11 protein-coding genes are annotated in these 18,099 nt (G+C 45.9%); all 11 read left to right on the top strand.

Annotation, left to right across the window (positions count from 1 at the left end):
• Position 1 precedes the first annotated feature (1 nt).
• On the top strand, positions 2 to 1,153 hold the full coding sequence (gene flhB, locus E4N65_RS07885) for a flagellar biosynthesis protein FlhB (protein WP_044015711.1): 1,152 nt from the start codon (positions 2 to 4) through the stop codon (positions 1,151 to 1,153).
• A 2-nt stretch (positions 1,154 to 1,155) separates the two neighbouring features.
• Positions 1,156 to 3,258, top strand: a complete 2,103-nt coding sequence (gene flhA / locus E4N65_RS07880; RefSeq protein ID WP_253672652.1) for a flagellar biosynthesis protein FlhA — start codon at positions 1,156 to 1,158, stop codon at positions 3,256 to 3,258.
• Positions 3,258 to 4,604, top strand: coding sequence for a flagellar biosynthesis GTPase FlhF (flhF, locus tag E4N65_RS07875; RefSeq protein WP_253672650.1), 1,347 nt, complete (start codon positions 3,258 to 3,260; stop codon positions 4,602 to 4,604). Before flhA ends, flhF begins: the two co-directional genes overlap by 1 nt.
• A gap of 50 nt (positions 4,605 to 4,654) precedes the next feature.
• Positions 4,655 to 5,554 carry a MinD/ParA family protein gene (locus tag E4N65_RS07870; RefSeq protein WP_044015715.1) on the top strand — a complete coding sequence of 300 codons (900 nt, stop codon included), beginning with the start codon at positions 4,655 to 4,657 and terminating at the stop codon, positions 5,552 to 5,554.
• 97 nt (positions 5,555 to 5,651) lie between these two features.
• Positions 5,652 to 6,812, top strand: coding sequence for a glycosyltransferase family 2 protein (locus tag E4N65_RS07865; protein ID WP_044015717.1), 1,161 nt, complete (start codon positions 5,652 to 5,654; stop codon positions 6,810 to 6,812).
• A 16-nt stretch (positions 6,813 to 6,828) separates the two neighbouring features.
• Positions 6,829 to 8,199 carry an MATE family efflux transporter gene (locus tag E4N65_RS07860; RefSeq protein ID WP_253672648.1) on the top strand — a complete coding sequence of 457 codons (1,371 nt, stop codon included), beginning with the start codon at positions 6,829 to 6,831 and terminating at the stop codon, positions 8,197 to 8,199.
• 33 nt (positions 8,200 to 8,232) lie between these two features.
• Positions 8,233 to 10,077, top strand: a complete 1,845-nt coding sequence (locus tag E4N65_RS07855) for a hypothetical protein (RefSeq protein WP_253672646.1) — start codon at positions 8,233 to 8,235, stop codon at positions 10,075 to 10,077.
• On the top strand, positions 10,064 to 11,920 hold the full coding sequence (locus E4N65_RS07850) for an RNB domain-containing ribonuclease (protein WP_253672644.1): 1,857 nt from the start codon (positions 10,064 to 10,066) through the stop codon (positions 11,918 to 11,920). Before E4N65_RS07855 ends, E4N65_RS07850 begins: the two co-directional genes overlap by 14 nt.
• Before the next feature lie 166 nt (positions 11,921 to 12,086).
• Positions 12,087 to 13,400 carry a M18 family aminopeptidase gene (locus tag E4N65_RS07845; protein ID WP_253672642.1) on the top strand — a complete coding sequence of 438 codons (1,314 nt, stop codon included), beginning with the start codon at positions 12,087 to 12,089 and terminating at the stop codon, positions 13,398 to 13,400.
• A gap of 143 nt (positions 13,401 to 13,543) precedes the next feature.
• Complete coding sequence (gene flcA / locus E4N65_RS07840; protein ID WP_253672640.1) at positions 13,544 to 17,182, top strand: periplasmic flagellar collar protein FlcA; 3,639 nt, start codon at positions 13,544 to 13,546, stop codon at positions 17,180 to 17,182.
• 3 nt (positions 17,183 to 17,185) lie between these two features.
• Complete coding sequence (locus E4N65_RS07835; RefSeq protein WP_253672638.1) at positions 17,186 to 18,094, top strand: XdhC family protein; 909 nt, start codon at positions 17,186 to 17,188, stop codon at positions 18,092 to 18,094.
• Positions 18,095 to 18,099: the final 5 nt, after the last annotated feature.

The raw sequence follows: 18,099 nt of genomic DNA, 5'->3' as shown, positions 1-18,099 counted from the left end.
GATGCGGAAACTCGTGATGGAGACTGCAAGCGGATATACCGAACAGAACTTTTTTATTGACTTGCAGTGGTTTGCAGCAGAGGATGAAGGACGTACCGAAGACCCAACCGACTATAAGATACGCAAAGCCCGTGAAGAAGGACGTGTCGCAAAAAGTCAGGATATCAATGCCGCTTTGGTAATGCTTTTTCCCGCCGGAGCCCTGATCTTCCTTTCTTCCTTTTTTTTGGAAGAGTGTATGGAAATCCTCCGCTTCTTTTTTTTGCGGAGTACACAGGCTGATATCCGTAGCGGTATTTGGTTCGGAATCTTTGTGCAATATTTTTTAAAGCTTGCGCTCCCGCTTGCACTTATTGCAATGATTGCAGGTGTGATTGCCAATATCCTTCAAAATAACGGTTTTTTATTTTCTACTAAACCCATTCAACCTCAGTTTAATAAGATTGTTCCCAATTTTATGCGTTTTTTTAAGCGGGCACTTTTTTCTGCGGAAGGGTTATTCAATTTTGCAAAGTCGTTGACAAAGGTTGTCGTATTGGTATTTGTTGCCTTTTTGATGATACGGGCAAACCTGCCTCATTTTATCGAATTGCTAACGGTGAGTTTTCCCCAGGCGATTTTTTTTATCGCGGGCCTTGCCGCAAAATTACTCGCAACCGCTGCTCTACTGCTGTTGATTCTGGCAATCCCCGACTATTTTTTTCAGCGTAAGCAATTTATCGATTCGCTGAAGATGACAAAGCAGGAAATAAAAGAAGAATACAAGGAGTTGGAAGGAGATCCGCAGGTTAAGGGGAGGATCCGGCAGCAAATGCAGGCAATCCTTTCCCAAAATGCAATCCGCAATGTGCCAAAGGCCGATGTCGTTATTACAAACCCGACGCACTTCGCTATTGCAATGCAGTGGGATTCAAAAACGATGGCGGCGCCGATGGTGCTGGCCAAAGGTGCCGATGCGATGGCGCAGAGGATAAAGGCGATCGCCCGCGAGCATAATATTCCATTAATAGAAAACAAGCCGCTTGCCCGTGCGCTCTATGCTAAAGTTCAAATCGGTGATATAATACCGGAGGAATATTATCGGGCGCTTTCGTTAGTGTTTGCAGAAGTGTACACCCTCAACAATAAAAAACAGGAATTTTATAGAAGATAATCATGGCAGCAAAAAAGTATAATATCGATATCGCAGTTGCATTTACCGTCATCCTCATGGTGCTGATGTTTATTATCCCGCTTCCTACCGTGTTGCTTGATTTTTTTATGGCGTTGAACCTTACATTCAGCCTTGTCGTATTGTTGATTGTATTGTTTACCGCACGTGCTACCGACTTTTCGGTCTTCCCTTCATTATTGCTGCTTAGCACTATTTTCGGATTAGTGCTGAACGTGTCTTCTACCCGCCTTATTCTTTCAAAGGGAGAAGCCTTTGACGGAGCGATGATACGGGCATTCAGTTCATTTGTTATCGGCTCGACCGGCAGTCAAGGTCTTGTTATCGGCTTTGTCATCTTTATCATCCTTATTGCGGTACAGGCCTTTGTTATTACGAAAGGCGCTAAGCGGGTTGCCGAGGTTTCCGCCCGTTTTAAACTCGACTCTCATCCGACAAAGAGTATGTCCATCGATGCCGAATACAATGCGGGCATTATTACCGATGAAGAAGCCCGGAAGAAAAAAGAGCAGCTGCAGCGGGAAGACGACTTTTACGGCGCGATGGACGGTGCGAATCAGTTTGTGTCAGGTAACGTAAAAGTCGGTATTTTTATTACGGTTATCAACGTTATTGCCGGTTTGATTATTGGGATGGTGTTCCGGACTGAATCTTTTTCCAACGCACTGCGTACCTATACAACGTTGACTATCGGAGACGGCTTGCTTGCGCAGCTGCCTTCCCTCTTTTTGTCGGTAGCAACCGGCTTGCTGGTTACCCGTATGATCGACGAAGGGTCATTCGGGCAGGATATTAAAAAGCAGTTTTCCCAAATCGGGTGGATTTACTTTGTTGCTGCCGGTACGCTTGCCATTATGGGCGTACTGCCCGGATTTCCTCATGTTGTGTTATTTATTATCGCGTTTGTTTTGGCTTTTGTCGGCTGGAGAATCATCAAAGAAGAACAGACATTTAAAGCCGGTAAAGAAAAGCAGGCTGCGCAAAAACAGGCTGGGCAGCAGCGCACAGGAAGCGGAGGAGAGCCTGGGGCTGCCGGAGAAATTGCTCCCATCGTACCGCTTGATCCTTTGTCACTGGAGCTCGGCTATGCGCTGATTCCGCTTGTCGATAAGGACAAGGGTGCGGAACTGCTTGAGCGTATTACGCGCATTCGGCGGGAGGCTGCCCTTGACCTCGGTTTGGTTGCCCCGCGCATCCGTATTATCGATAATATGCGGCTTGAACCGAGTGAATATTGTTTTAAGATTAGGGGCGTAGAAGTGGCGCGGGGAAAAATCCGTATGGGTTGGTACCTCGGTATAAACCCCGGCGGCGTTTCCGAAGAAATTGCCGGCGAGCGTACTGTCGATCCTACCTTCGGCTTACCCGCTGTGTGGATATCCGAGGAAAACCGCGACCGAGCCGAGCGAGCCGGTTATACCGTGGTAGATCCTCCTGCGATTATCGCGACACACCTCACCGAGGTGATTAAAAAACACGCAGCTGAAATTCTCGGACGGCAGGAAGTACAGGGGATTATGGATGCGCTGCGTAAGGACTATCCGGCGGTTATCGACGAAGCGGCAAAAGTATGCAGTCTCGGCGAGGTGCAGAAAGTTCTCCAAGGTTTGTTACGGGAACAAGTGTCTATCCGCAACACAATTGTTATTTTGGAAACGCTTGCAGATTTCCGCCCTATTACATCCGATATTTCCCTTCTTGTTGAAAAGGTTCGGCAGGCACTCGGACGGCAGATATGTTTACAGTACGCCGATGAAAATAAAACACTCCATGTGCTGACGGTTGAGCCTGCACTTGCTCAAAAAATTATTGAAAGCAGAATAGATACGGTGAATGGGCCGATGGCGGCTCTTGAACCGTCTGAGCAGCGGATGTGGATACGCTCGCTTATTCAAGCAGTTACAACGGTACAGAAAAACGGCTTTCTGCCTATCGTATTGGCGCCCGAAGCATCCGCCCGTGTTTTGATTAAAAATTCAACCGATAGGGAGATTCCTGATCTTGTTGTACTCTCCATCCCCGAAATTGCGAAAGATATACAGGTTGAAGTGATCGGTGAGATAAAATTGGAACAGGATAAGAACTAATGGAACTTTTTGTTGAGCAAGATTCGACGTATGACAAATGTCTGAAAAAAATTACAAAAAAGCATGGTGATGCCGTTACCATCTGGAGAAGGAAAGACGCTAAAATCAGCCGCCTTTTTGGACTCTTCGAAAAAGATGTGGTTGAGGTAACTTTTACGGTAAACGATAAAATACCTCCGCGTCCATCCTTGCTTTCGGAACAACAACCGGTGATGAGACCTCCAACCAGATTGTCCAGTGTGAGCAATCTGAACGATGAAGAAGAGCGGCTGAAAATCGTAACACGGTATGCAAATAAAAATCCTGCTGCTGCCGATGAGCTGCGCCAATATGTCGATATGACTTCGAAAAAAAATCCCGAGAAAAAGTCCGTACCTGTTTCTACGCCGAATGAGGAGAAGTCTGTAGAGAAACTTGCCGAAACGGTTGAACGGCTTGTGACGGAAATGAAAAAACAGAATGCGTCGCACGCTGATGCCGAACATGCACATATCGTTAAAGTGCAGAAAATTCTCGAAGAAAATGATTTTTCTCCTTCATATATCAAAAAACTGTCCGCCCGTTTGAAGGATGAGTTGAGCTATACGGAAATCGAAAGTTTTTTAACAGTACAGAAAAAACTCTTTGAACTGCTTGCCGAATCGATCAAAATTAAACCTGCCGACAGTCAACCTAAAACACGGGTGGTGCTATTAGTCGGCCCTACAGGGGTTGGAAAAACAACGACACTCGCAAAAATTGCCGTACAGTATATCCGTAAAAATTCCGAGCATCCCTTACGGGTTAAAGTGATTACGATTGATAACTGGCGTATTGGGGCAGCGTATCAGATGAAGCGTTACTGTGAATTGATGGGAATTCCTTTGATGGTAGCGTCAAGCCCTGCCGAAGTACGTAAATATATGGCATTGTATCGCGAAGAAGCCGATGTTATTTGTATCGATACCATCGGGCGGAGTCCGAAAGACCGAGAAAAGATTTCGACCATGCAAAATTATTTTACCGAACTGGGTGACGATGCCGAGGTATATTTGACAGTATGTGCCGGGACCCGAATAAACGACATTCGGGAAATTATGAAAGAGTATGCCGTTTTTAAATACAAATCGCTGATCATTACAAAGTTTGATGAAACCTCATATATCGGCAATTTATTGAGTATTATTTCGGAAACGGATATACCGATAACGTATATAACGGCGGGGCAAGAAGTTCCGCAGGATTTTATGCTTGCCGATGTCGAAGTCTTTTTAAGAAAACTAAAAGGCTTTTCAATCGATGACGAATATATCAATCAACTGTGTAATAAAGATAGAGAGCAACTGCTCAAAGTTTCTGCTTTATAGGAGCTCGAAACACAACCGATTTGATAAAAGTTCAAAGTGTGGAGAAAAAAATGGGTGATCAAGCTGACGGATTACGTCTCTTAATGAAAGAAATAAATAAAGGCGCCGACAATACCGGAGGCGGACAGGATACGGCGCAAAAGACTCGAATTATTGCTGTGACCAGCGGCAAGGGGGGCGTAGGCAAAACCAATGTTGCTACCAATATGGGAATTGCGTATGCTCAGATGGGGAAGAAAGTTATCGTTATCGATGCAGATCTCGGGCTTGCCAATGTCAATGTTATTCTGAATGTCATTCCGCAATATAATTTATATCACGTTATTAAAAAGCAAAAGAGATTGTCGGAAATTATTATCGACACCGAATACGGTATTAAGCTGATTGTCGGCGCTTCCGGTTTTGCAAAGATTGCAAATATGGCAGAAGCGGAACGCAATGAATTTATTAACGAAATGTATACCCTTTCCGATGTCGATATCATTATTATTGATACCAGTGCCGGTGTATCTAAGAATGTATTGAGCTTTGTGGCTGCCGCCGATGAAGTGGTTATTATAACGACCTCCGAGCCGACCGCAATTACCGATGCCTACGGTATTATCAAGGTGATTGCAACGGAAGTCGATAACATGAACCTCAACCTCAAAATGATTATCAATAGAGTTGATTCTGCAGCCGAAGGCAAGCGGATTGCAGACCGTATGATAAAAATAGCTGCACAGTTCCTAAATCTTAAAATTGAATATTTGGGCTTCATCTATAATGATCCTTTGGTAACAAAAGCCGTACTCAAACAAAAACCTTTTATTATTGCAGAACCCAACGGTAAAGCGGCAAGCTGTCTAAAGCATATCGTATCCCGTATGGAAAAAACCGAAATTCCCGAAACCGGCGGTTTTGCGCACTTCGTAAAAAAATTATTCGGACGCAGCTGGGAAACGGAGTAGGATAGCAGACTGCATACAAATTTTATGAGTATATAGGGAAATTCCTGATAATTTTCGTTTTTTTGAGACTGTCTTTATTAACAAAAAGGAGAGCAATATGATGGCGTTTGCAATCGCTTTGTTCGATTGGATTATTATCGGACTTGGTGTGTACTTTTTTTGTCTTTCTGTGAGTAATGCTTTGTGGTTGGCAAAGGAATCTCGTCCTGCCGATTTAACCGATGGCCCGCTCGTTTCGGTACTTATTCCCGCTCGTGATGAAGAAGTACATATCGAGCAATGTATACAATCGTTTATGAATCAGACCTATACAAATTATGAAGTACTTGTATTAAACGATAATTCTACTGATAAAACAGGTGAAATATTAGACAGCCTCCAAGCGTTATATCCCGATAAGCTGAAAGTTTTTCAAGGCGTGCCGCTGCCGCCGGATTGGCGAGGTAAGCCATTTGCGATGGATCAGCTTTGCAAACAAGCAAAGGGAAAATACTGGCTGTTTACTGATGCTGATACTATTCATTCTCCTCGTTCCATCTCACTTGCAGTTACCAATATTATTTATCATAAGGTTGATTTTTTATCCGGGTATATTACGCAAAAAATGAAAACGTTTGGAGAAAAAATAACAGTCCCGTTGATGTATTTGCTTAGCGGTTTTATTTTGCCATTACAGATGTGTAAATGGAGTAAATTATCGGTTTTTGCAGTAGCTATTGGACAATATATTTGTGTGAAAAGTGATGCGTTTATGGAGTGTGGTGGGTTCAGTTTGGTTAAGGGGAAGACAACGGAAGATGTATTTATGGCTCGAACGATGAGGCGTCACGGGTATAAGACCGTTTTTTTAAATCTTAGAGATGCCGCATTATGCCGGATGTATACATCATGGCAAAGTGCTGTGAAAGGAATAAGCAAGAATATTTTTGATTTTATAGATAAAAACCATATTCTCCTTGTGTTTGCCGTACTCGGTATTTTTATTTTTTTAACTTTGCCTCCTTTTTTAGCGGTTGGATTAACGGCATATACACTCATTAGCACGCAGACTGTTTCATTTACGCTTGTAGCGCTATGGATTAATCTGATTTTAGTAGGCGGAACATGGGCGGTCATATTTAGAACGCAAGACATCGATAAAAAATTTATATGTATATACCCGTTACTGTTTACTAATCTGCTATATACTGCACTCCTTTCATGGGTTCATTCTGTAAAGAAACAAGGTTATGAATGGAAGGGGCGAATAGTTTATTGATGGAGATAATGCGTATATGACGATGACGGCACGGTTTAGGGCGGTATTTTTTGATAAAAATTTTTTACGAACGCTATTCACAATCGCTCTTCCGATTATGCTGCAAAATTTCCTCAGCGCCTTTGTCAATATTCTCGATACGGTGATGATCGGTAAGCTCGGTACTACCGAGCTTGCGGCTGTCGGTTTGGGAAACCAACTTTTCTTTTTGCTCAATCTGATTTTATACGGTATCGGTTCCGGCAGCATGGTATTTACGGCGCAGTTCTGGGGCAAGAAAGATTTTAAGGGCTTACATAAAACGCTCGGTATTTCTATGCTGGTGTCCGTATTCTTCGCTGTTTTGTTTACGGTTTGCTGTGTAAGTATGCCGAAAGAAATACTGTCACTGTATACAAAGGACAATGCCGTAATAGAAACCGGTGTGCACTATCTACGGCTGTCGGCGTTGTGCTTTATCCCATTTGCGATAAATTTTATGCTGATGATTACCCTGCGTTCCATCGAAAAGGTGAGAGTTGCAGTCGGTGCTACGCTGGTGTCTTTGGTTGTCAATACGACGCTGAATGCCATTTTAATTTTCGGGTTATTCGGCGCTCCGGCATTGGGTGTCCGCGGTGCGGCTATCGCAACCGTGATTGCCCGCTTTGTCGAGCTCTTTATTACGTTTACCATAACAAAGTATCGGAAATATCCTGTTTTAGGAACGTTAAAAAGTCACTTTACCTTTGATGCTAAATTCTTAAAAGTGTACCTCTTAATCGTATTGCCGGTACTGTTAAACGAAACGCTGTGGTCTTTCGGCATCACATTCCATCATAAAATTTTTGCAAGTATTAATACGTTCTCTTATGCAGCCTTTAATATTACTAATACTATTTCTCAGTTGACATGGGTTATCTTTATCGGCTTTGGGAATGGTGTGAGCGTTTTAATCGGAAAGAAAATAGGCGAAAAGCATGACAGCGAAGCGCGGCAATATGCTGCTAAAGTTCTGTTGTTTATTCCGATTGTTGCGATCTTTATCGGCGCCGCGCTGATTCCTATTTCCTATCTTGTTCCTTTTATCTTTAATGTGGAACCGATTGTGTTGTCAACGGTTAAAACACTGTTTGTCGTGTTGGCGTGCTGTTATCCCCTTAAAGCCTGCAATATGTGTATATTGATAGGTCTGGTGCGCGCGGGCGGCGATACCCGTTTCGGCATGATTTGCGACACCTTTATTATGTGGCTGATTGCGATTCCGCTTACATCTTTCGTATCGATTCATACAGCGCTTCCGCCGTGGGTTATTTATATGTGTCTCTTTAGCGAAGAGCCGCTTAAACTGCTGCTAGGGCTGTGGCGGATCAAATCCGGTAAATGGCTTCACTCTGTCACCGACTAGTCATATTTGCCCTGCTATGATATGCTTTAGCGTATGAAAGATATGCGCCGAACGGTTCTTTTTTTACTTTCCTTTTTTTTCATTGCAATTTCCGGTTTTACGGATCCGTTGACGGAGGGAATGTATACCCGTGAGCGGCTGATGCAGGTGTACCGCAATGAGATAGCGGAGGCATCTTCACATGAAATAGCGGCGAGTGAAGTCGGCGAATGGTATGATATTATCGAAACGTCTCTCTTTATGCTGATACGAAGAACCGAGCTCTTTCGCGGCACGATGCGTTTAATTATAACCGACCGAAAAAATGCCCGATGTGTGATGTATCCCGACGGGACGTTTCTTGTAAGTACCGGTCTTTTGGATTATATCGATTCTCTTCTTTTTATGGATACATCCGGTTCTGCGCGCAAGATACGGAATTTGAACAACGAACGGGAGAATTTTTTTGCTCCTATCGCTGCCGTGTGTGCGGCGCAGTTTGCGCTCAACTATTACAGTACCGCTAAAAATACCGTATTTTTGCCTGAGCAAGTGTACACCGCCGACATCATGGCAAGTGTATTACTCACTATTGCCGGTTATCCTCAAGGGTTATTGGAGACCTGGCTCGATCGGCTTGCTTCGCTTTCCGCCGATACGGGAACGGCAAAAGTCTTTGCAGCGTTTTCGACCGGTTCCATAAAACCTGCTGCACGGCTTGAGCAGTTGAATGGAAACGGAGAAGATATTACGCATCTCTACGAAGAAATTTCCGGAGTGCTCTTTGCACTGCAAAACCGTAGAGGAAGCGCCGATGCGCGTACCGTGTTGGGTAATGTACTACAACTCTTCCCGCAGAGCCTTTATATCAATCGCTTGAATGCTTTGGTAGCTCATCAGGAATGGCTGAACAGTCTTGATAAGCGGGATACGGAGATGGCAACTATTCTTCCAGCTGCAGTGTATGATAATGCATCGGTTTTTGCGTTCTTTCAGTCGGCGGATTTTATGTTTGAAAATGATGACGATGAACAGTCCGACTACTTTTCAAAGACAATGCCGGCACGGAGTAACAGCGCTCTATATGAGCAGGCAAAAAAAGCATATAGCGATTATCTTACTATGATATACGAGGCTGGAATCGCATCGAGCTATGCGTATCTGCTCGCATCCTCTCCGTTGACTCATGAGCGGAATGCGGTACTCAGTATTGCGGAACAGGCTGATCTCTTTCATACGGGAGCCGATGATAAAACCGCACGGGCAAACTATGCTGCGCTATTGTCTCTGCTAAGAAAAGACTATACCAAGGCGCAGCAGCTGCTTGCCGATTGCCTCTATGCATCTGTCCGAAAAACAACCGATAAAGTATTGTTTATAACAACGGGATTTCCTGCCGATGAACGGCTGATCCGCTGCAATTATTTCCGTATCCTAAAAAAATTACACAATAAAACAGGCGCTGCAAAAGAAAGGCAATGGCTTGCCGATATTTTAAAAGAACCTGAAACCGCTGTTCCGATTGTTCTCCGCAAGGTATCCGTCGGCGATACGGTCGATAAACTATTGAGCGCTTGGGATAGACCGTCTACCATTATCTACAATTATTACAGTGAACGTTGGTTGTATCGTCTGCTTAATACCGAGATCATCATCCGTTCTAAAGATGAGGATGGTTCGGTACTGCAAATAAGTATCGGCTTTCCGTCGTCGCTCTCGCTCTTTAACGAAATACGTACCGGAGATTCCCGTGAGGCTTTTGAAAAAGCATGCGGAAAAGCGGCGTATCGCAGCTGCGATGCTCTGATGTATCACAAACAGGGAAATCTCTTACAAGTGATATACGGTAATAACAAAGTACGAAACATTACAATCCGGAACATCAATGAAAAAAGGTAATCTTGTCCTCTATAAGAATCAACCTGCACTTATTACCGATGTGCAAGCTGATAAGTTTGAAATTACGCTGGAAGCCGGCACAAAGAAAGTTCGCGAAAAAGATATTGTGCTGCTTCATAACGGAGAATGCCGGAGTATTAAAGCAGCGCTTGATGCCGAAGTACCCGCTGCGGATTTCGGTGAAGCTGCGGATTTCTTTGAAGGAGAAACGCCGTCTTTCGCCGAACTTGCAGAGTTGCTGTGGGGAACATACACAGCGGAGCAAAGCTGGAAGGTATGGCAAACGCTGTGTACTTCACCGTATTTTATTTGTACTTCGCCGGCAGAACCGATCGGTATCCGTTCTCAGGCGGAAATAGAACGGCTCAATCAAAAGGAAACTGAAAAAGCTCAGGCTGAAAAACTGAGACAGGATTTTATCGCTGCACTCCGCACCTGTATGCAGGGAAAGCCTTTTACCGAAAGCAAAGAGTTATACACGCCGTTTTTTCAAGAGCTTGAGGCGCTTGCACTGGGGAGTTCTTCCGCTTCCAAAATATTGAAAGATGCAAAACTGGAGCAAACTCCCGAACAGGCGCACGATATCCTGTTAAAAACGGGTTTTTGGCCTATTGAAAAAAATCCCTATCCGGCACGCTTCGGGCATTCGCTTCATTCGTCAAAGGCGGATATTCCCGAGCCGGTATTTCCCGAAGCGCCGCTCGATTTGACGGCAATTCCTGCGTATGCAATCGACAATCCCGGCAGTACCGATCCCGACGATGCGGTTTCTTTTGACGGGACATACTTGTGGATTCACATCGCAAACCCTGCCGACACCATTCAGGCCGATACGCAGAGCGATACCGATGCCTGCGCCCGCGGCGCAACGCTGTACACGCCGGAAGGAGCTGCCCGAATGCTCGGCGAAAAAGCGGTTGACTATTTTGCCCTCGGGTTAAAGCCGATATCTTATGCGCTTTCCTTTAAGCTGCTCCTCGGCGCTGACGGCGCAATCGAAGAAGTAGGTATCCACCGCACTCAGCTTTCGGTTATCAGGATGACGTATGAAGAAGCGGATGCTCAAAAAGACTCGTCCGCATTAGCGCCGCTTTTTGCCATAGCGGAGAAAAACCGCATCAGGCGGGAAAATGCGGGTGCCGTATCAATCGATTTTCCCGAAGTATCGATTACACTGACGGAGCAGGACGGCACAAAACGGGCGCAGGTTCAGCCTGTTGACCAGACCGAAGCCGCTGCAATGATTAAAGAAATGATGCTGCTTGCAGGAGAGGCAGCAGCCCGTTTTGCCTTTCAGCATAGTATTCCGTTTCAATACATCAGTCAGGAGGCGCCCGAACTGCCGAATAAGCTGCCGTCCGGCCTTGCCGGGGAATACAGGAAGCGGCGCGCCATGCGACCGCGCAGCGTGGGCACCATTCCGTCGATGCACGCTGCGCTCGGGCTTGCGATGTACGGACAGGTAACAAGCCCGCTTCGCCGCTATGGAGATTTAGTCAGTCATCGCCAGCTGTTAAACTATATTGACGATAAGCCGTTAACGCCTGCGGCAGATCTCATCCTTAAAATAGCGGCGGGGGACGTGGCGGGGCGCGCCTGTGTTTCTGCGGAACGGGCATCCCGTCAGCATTGGACGCTCGTGTACTTGCTGCAAAATCCCGATTGGCGCGGTACGGCGGTGGTGCTTGAGGTAATAGGCAAAAAAGCTCATGTTTTTATCCCAGCCCTTGGATACGAAGGCGATATCACGCTGGATACCGAACCGGAACTTAATCAGGAACTGACCGTAAAGGTACGCCGTATCCGTCTTGCCTATCTGCAAGCTTCGTTTGAACAGGTATGAGTTTTATAGGCTGAACGTTGATTAAACGCTCAACAATACTTTCTCAGATTTTTCTGAAATTGCCCCTTTAGGACTCCCGATAATTCCATTCCGCAACCTTCCCAAAATCGTAAAAGACAGGTATACTAAAGAAGATAATCAGGACAACCCCCTAAGGAGTATAGATATGGCGATGCAAAAACAGTATGCCCGTGAACTGATGCGGTTTATCGATCAAAGCCCGTCGGTGTATCATGTGATTGAAAATGCCGGTAAAAAGCTTGAGGCTGCCGGTTTTACCCGTCTCAATCTTTCGGATGCCTTTCAGTTAAAACCGGCAGGAAAGTACTTTGTCACTGCAAACGGCAGCGCTCTTATTGCATGGCAGATGAGCCGCGGGAAGAAAGCGCGCGGGTTTAAGCTTGTCGGCAGTCATAGCGACTCTCCCTGCTTGCGGATAAAGCCGCATCCCGAAGTAACGGTGCAGGATCATTATCTCAAGCTGAATACCGAAGTATACGGCGGGGCAATTCTTTCAACATGGTTTGACCGGCCTCTTTCTGCAGCGGGACGTGTGGTTATACGGACTGATGATCCGCTTGCGCCTCAAGAAATGTTGTTCTCGTTTAAAGGCTCTCCGCTCATTATACCGAACCTTGCTATCCACATGAACCGTGAGGTAAACGACGGGTATAAAATTGAACGACAAAAAGATGTGCTGCCGCTGCTCGGCATCATCAATAAGAAATTTGAAAAAGACGGGTATCTCGTTTCGCTCATATCCAAGCAGCTGCATGTACCGGTGAACGCAATCCTCGATTTTGACCTCTATCTGTACGATACGCAGCCGGGAAGTTTTTGCGGTCTTTCCGATGAATTTTTTTCGACGGGAAAAATCGACAACCTCGGTATGGCCTATGCTTCCCTCGATGCGTTGATTACGCAAGATGCTCCGTTAGACTATGTTAAAGCGGCCTGTATCTTTGATAACGAAGAAGTCGGCTCGGAAACGATGCAGGGCGCCGGAAGCCCGTTCCTTGCGGATACGCTCAAGCGGATTACGATTGCTCAGTGCGAGGCAGGTGAGCAGTGGTTTGAGCTGTTCCAGCAGCAGTTGAGCAGGTCTTTCCTTATTTCCGCCGATCAGGCGCATGCTTACCATCCCAATTATCCCGAAAAAAACGATATTACCAACTTCCCGCTTGTAAACGGCGGCCCCGTAGTAAAACTTGCCGCTTCGATGAGCTATGCGAGCGACGGAATTTCGGCAGGGATATTTAAAGATATCTGTGCAAGAGCCGGCGTTCCGTGTCAGAACTTTGTCAACCGTTCGGATATAAAAGGCGGTTCAACCATCGGGCCGATTACGACGACAAACTTGCGGATCAAGACGGTCGATATCGGAAACCCCATCTTGTCGATGCATTCCATTCGCGAGCTGGGCGGCGTGGCGGATCAAGCCTATATCACGCAGGTATTTAATCAGTATTACAAAGAATAATCCGGCTCCCCGCATCCGGCGGGAATTGCTAGGGGGATGACAAAAAGGCAATAGGCTTTTGAGGCGCCCCCTATACGGCGCTTCCTTAAGATGTATGTTAAAAATGCCGAAATTACAAGAGAAAGGGGCTTTTGTGCGCGTTTATGCCGAATTTAAATGAAATTACGAAGTTTAGAGAAGAACTGAAAAACATTGCTCATGAAGATGAAATAACCGCTCGATGGGGCGAACGGGTTTATGACGAACTCCCTTCTCCGGATCCGGCAGAGGTACCTGATATTGATCTTGATGCCTTGCTGCCTGCAACGGAGCCGGAGCAGACGGCTTCCGTAAGCGATACCGTTGACGAACCTTCCGAGTCTATACCCGCATCGCAACAGCATACCGACCCTGTTTCCGACATGTTTGATACCGTGCCGGTTACGGATACACCCGATATATCGATGGATACCCCCTTTCCCATTGATTTTGATAATCTCGGCACCAACGGCACTTCCGCACAAAGTAATAGTATCTCTTCCGATGATACCGTTGCAGCGCCGCAAAAATCCGGCAAACCGAGTACTGCGTCCGATGAACCCGAAGTGGTAACCGGAGACGCGTATCCTGTTGACGAAGAAGGAATGCCGGATACCTCAGACATGGACGCATTTCTTTCTTCGTTTAATTTTGACAATCTTTCCGGCGACGATGCCGTAGCTTCCGATACGGCCGACTCCGAAATCTCAGATCAAACACCGGACGAAGGCGGTGGCTCTTTTGACTTTGATACCGATTTTGACGATGCCGATTTTAAGGCCGGTATGGATTCTTTCGACGGTTTGGGAGAATTGAGTGCACCCGATTTCGATGAAGCCGGACTATCTGCCGGCGATAGTTCGCAAGATGTACCGGAAACGTCCGACGCAGATGAACTGCCTGAGGCGCCGCAGGACGATATCGCTTCGTCCGGTGCCGGCGATTCGCTCAATTTTGACGATATGCTTTCCTCCTTCGATTTTGATCCCGAACCGATAAAGGTAAATGAATCTGCATCAGCCGATGACGATATGATTCCGGAAGATGTGGAAACGCTGGATGAAAATGATGAAGTGCCGGCGGGTGATGATACACTTCAAGAAGAACGTACCATCCCCGATATTACTATTCCCGATATCGATTTATCGGCTTTCGATTCCCTTTCTGAGGATACTTCAAGCGATTCTGATATTCCCGATGATTTGGATACAATGGAAGATATTTCACATTTCAATATTCCCGATATAGATATGGGAGAAGATGAAGAAAGCGCTCAATTTCCGGTATCAGATGAAATGACAGGGGGCAATGCTTCTACTCATTCCGATACTGCAGTCGGTGGTGCCGATTCATCGGATAATTTTGAAAATATGGATGAGCTTGCACTTTATTCCGAAAACAGGGATGAGCCTATATCATCCGATGCCGAATCGCCGGATGAGGAAACGGACACATCGTCATTTGAGTTTAGCATGGGCACTCCGAGTACCGAACCTATTAGTATTCCGCCGATTTCCGGTACTGATGTCGGTTTTGACGGTATCGGTATGCCTGAGCACATAACCGATACCTTTTTTAGCCAGCCGGAGAGTGACAGCGGCGACCAAAGCGGCTTTTCTTTGGAAGAAAATCCGCTTGACAGCAATATAACCGAAGTTGTAGACGATCAGTTCAACCTTCCCGATAACTTTAAAGATTTCTCGGCTGATGCTCACTCGCAGATGTTTGATTCCGTTATTGCCAAGAGTACCGGTTCTTCGGATGACAGTGATGCCTTAGCAATATCGGATGATGATTATTTCAATTTCTTAAACAAGCTTGAAACCTTCCCGTTTAATGTGCAGCTTGCTATTCAGGACTATATCGCAAACGGCGATGATCGGCCTGAAAATAAGATGAACTTTATCCGGTTTGTATTGGAAAAAGATTCTCTTAAAAAAGTTGTCAATAAACTCGAAAAGATAATCAATAGATCGATTCCTATTCCGCGCGGATTTCAGCGGCAGAGTGTTGAAGATTACGAAAAAGAAAAGCAGACCTTTAAATATTGGTTCATGCATCGGTTCTTGCCTGTGGCGGTTATGACCGCGATTGCACTGATTCTCGTATTCTGTATTTCAGTTTTGTCGTGGCAGTTTATTTATAAACCGGTAAAGTCGGAATCTTTTTATAAGACCGGATATTCCTATCTGGAGAATGGTCAGTATGAAACTGCAATAGAAAAATTTAATCGGGCTGGTGAGTATAAACGGAAGAAAAAATGGTACTTCTCGTATGCCCGTGCCTTTAGAGCAAAAAAACAATTTACTGCTGCGGAAAAAATGTATCTCCGCCTGATTTACGATTTTGAAAACGATAAGCAGGGCGGCTTGGAATATGCGGATATGTTGAGTACCGATCTGCGTAATTACGAAAAAGCCGAAGCGGTTTTGCGCCGGCGTGTTCTTGATCAGCATGTCAACGATAAAGATGGAATGCTCGCCCTTGGCGATGTGTTTATGAATTGGGCTGATGAAGATCCTGAAAAATACAGCGATGCCGTAAAGGTTTACAGCCGGCTGATCGAGCTATACGGTGAAAACGATACCTTCCTTGTGCGGATGATGCGCTATTTTATCCGCACAGATAATCTGGCGGAAGTGCTGAACCTCAAAGATCATTTCTCTTCCCGCATAACAAAAATCGGAGCGGCAAATCTCACTGAGCTGAGCGGTTATTTACTCGAAAAGCGGTATAATCCAAAACCGCTCGATTCCGAAAAACTCCGCTCAAAAATCGACGATGTCCGTATGCTATTGGAAAAAGCCGTACAGACGGATAAAACAATGCCGGAAGCATATTACAATTTAGGCCGCTTCTTTATCTACAATAATAAGCAGGACGGCGCAATAGAAAATTTGACCGAGGCGATTAAGTTGTTCAAAACCGCCGCCCCGATGACTGCGCGGCGTACCGGTAATTATGTCGATGCAATGCGCCTATTGGGAGAGCAGCTGGTAGATCAGAAAAAATACCTTGAAGCTCAAACCCTTTATGCTGATGCGCTGAATATATATCGCGAATATACAGCTTTTAAACCGCTGCCGCCGAACAAGGATATCGGTAAGCTCTATGCAGATTACGGCGATATCGACTACTTTATTTCGTATAATTTTGATTCGGCGCTCGACAGCTATCAAAATGCGGTAAAAGAACTGTATAACACGCCGTCGGTAAATTACCGAATCGGCTATATACATTATCAACAGGAAAATTACCGGCAGGCAATAGAAGCAATGAGCCGTGCGTATGCAGAAAAAGCACACGATAAGAATTTGCTGTACGGATTCGGAAATGCATTTTTTAAGCGGGGGGATTATTTTGCTGCCTTAGCTGCGTATGAAGAGCTTTTAACATTGCTGAATGCGCAGCGTGCGCGGAAAGAACAGGCTTTGTCCAATACTCGCCCTGATGATGCTGCGTTTATTGAGAGCTATATGCATACGGCAAATAATTTGGGCGCGGCGCTGAGCAGGTTGTCCGAGCGAACCGGCGACTCTCAGAAGAACGGACGCGCACTTGCGCTATATGCGGAATCTACCCGTGCGTGGGATGCGTTAACCAGAAATCCGCAGACGATGATCCGTGCAAAATCGGTCGGCTTGGCCTATTTGAATACCCAAAATATGCTGAATACAAAGAGTCCGTATCAATCAGAGATTTACACCGATATACCGATGATACTCGAAAACGAGAGAGCGCTGGAACAAAAAGAGGATAAATAGTTTATGGATACTGAGATTTTAAAGTATATTACAGCCGATACGGCAAATGGTATTACGGGCGTATTATGCACAATTATCGAAGCGCATGGTTCTTCGCCGCGGGAAGCCGGAACGTCGATGTGGGTAACTCCGGAGCGTATCCGCGGTACGGTAGGCGGCGGTGGTTCCGAACATGAAGTTATCAAAAAGGCACGTGAAATGCTGAAAACAGGCGATACTACCTGTATCATAAAGAAAAATCTTACTGCAGAGGAAGGTCTCGCGTGCGGAGGTTCTATCCAAGTGTATCTTGAAAAGATCGGGAATGATCCTGAACTGTTTATCTTCGGCGGCGGACACGTCGGCCGTGCGCTTGCGAAGATTGCCTCTTTTATCGGTTTCCGCGTTACCGTTTGGGATGACCGTGCCGATTGTATTACGGAAGATTTGTTTCCGACAGCGCGGCGGCTCTGTTGTCCGCTGGAACAGCTCTTTCTCAAAGAAACGGCTGCATCGGGTCAAAATAATCAGGCAGCGTACGATAATTCGCCGTCCTGCGGCATCGCTGCGCCTCAAGGAGCTGTACCGGCATCTCATACCGTCCTACAGTTTCACGAAAATGTATACTGTGTTGCGGTAACCCGCGGGCATCGCTGCGATGCGGATGTCTTGCGGTATCTGTGCGGTAAGAAACTTGCCTATATCGGCATGATCGGCTCATTTGAAAAAAATGCTGCGGTTGTAAAGCTGCTTGCCGATGAAGGTATCGGCAAAGAGTACCTCGATTCCATCTATAAACCGATCGGGCTGCCCATTAGAGCGGAAACACCTGAAGAAATTGCCGTTTCCATCGCTGCCGAGCTTATCGCTGTCCGTCACCACGGAAACCCCGCACTATTACGCAGCGGCTACACCGAATCCCGTCACGGATAGACTTT

Origin of the sequence: Treponema sp. OMZ 855, assembly GCF_024181145.1 — a bacterium.
Taxonomy (GTDB): Bacteria; Spirochaetota; Spirochaetia; order Treponematales; family Treponemataceae; genus Treponema.
This window is presented reverse-complemented; position numbering and strand designations above follow the sequence as displayed.

Coding starts and splice junctions, on each gene's coding strand:
- flhB (WP_044015711.1), top strand. CDS start 2: ATGCGGAAACTCGTGATGGAGACTGCAAGCGGATATACCGAACAGAAC.
- flhA (WP_253672652.1), top strand. CDS start 1,156: ATGGCAGCAAAAAAGTATAATATCGATATCGCAGTTGCATTTACCGTC.
- flhF (WP_253672650.1), top strand. CDS start 3,258: ATGGAACTTTTTGTTGAGCAAGATTCGACGTATGACAAATGTCTGAAA.
- E4N65_RS07870 (WP_044015715.1), top strand. CDS start 4,655: ATGGGTGATCAAGCTGACGGATTACGTCTCTTAATGAAAGAAATAAAT.
- E4N65_RS07865 (WP_044015717.1), top strand. CDS start 5,652: ATGATGGCGTTTGCAATCGCTTTGTTCGATTGGATTATTATCGGACTT.
- E4N65_RS07860 (WP_253672648.1), top strand. CDS start 6,829: ATGACGATGACGGCACGGTTTAGGGCGGTATTTTTTGATAAAAATTTT.
- E4N65_RS07855 (WP_253672646.1), top strand. CDS start 8,233: ATGAAAGATATGCGCCGAACGGTTCTTTTTTTACTTTCCTTTTTTTTC.
- E4N65_RS07850 (WP_253672644.1), top strand. CDS start 10,064: ATGAAAAAAGGTAATCTTGTCCTCTATAAGAATCAACCTGCACTTATT.
- E4N65_RS07845 (WP_253672642.1), top strand. CDS start 12,087: ATGGCGATGCAAAAACAGTATGCCCGTGAACTGATGCGGTTTATCGAT.
- flcA (WP_253672640.1), top strand. CDS start 13,544: ATGCCGAATTTAAATGAAATTACGAAGTTTAGAGAAGAACTGAAAAAC.
- E4N65_RS07835 (WP_253672638.1), top strand. CDS start 17,186: ATGGATACTGAGATTTTAAAGTATATTACAGCCGATACGGCAAATGGT.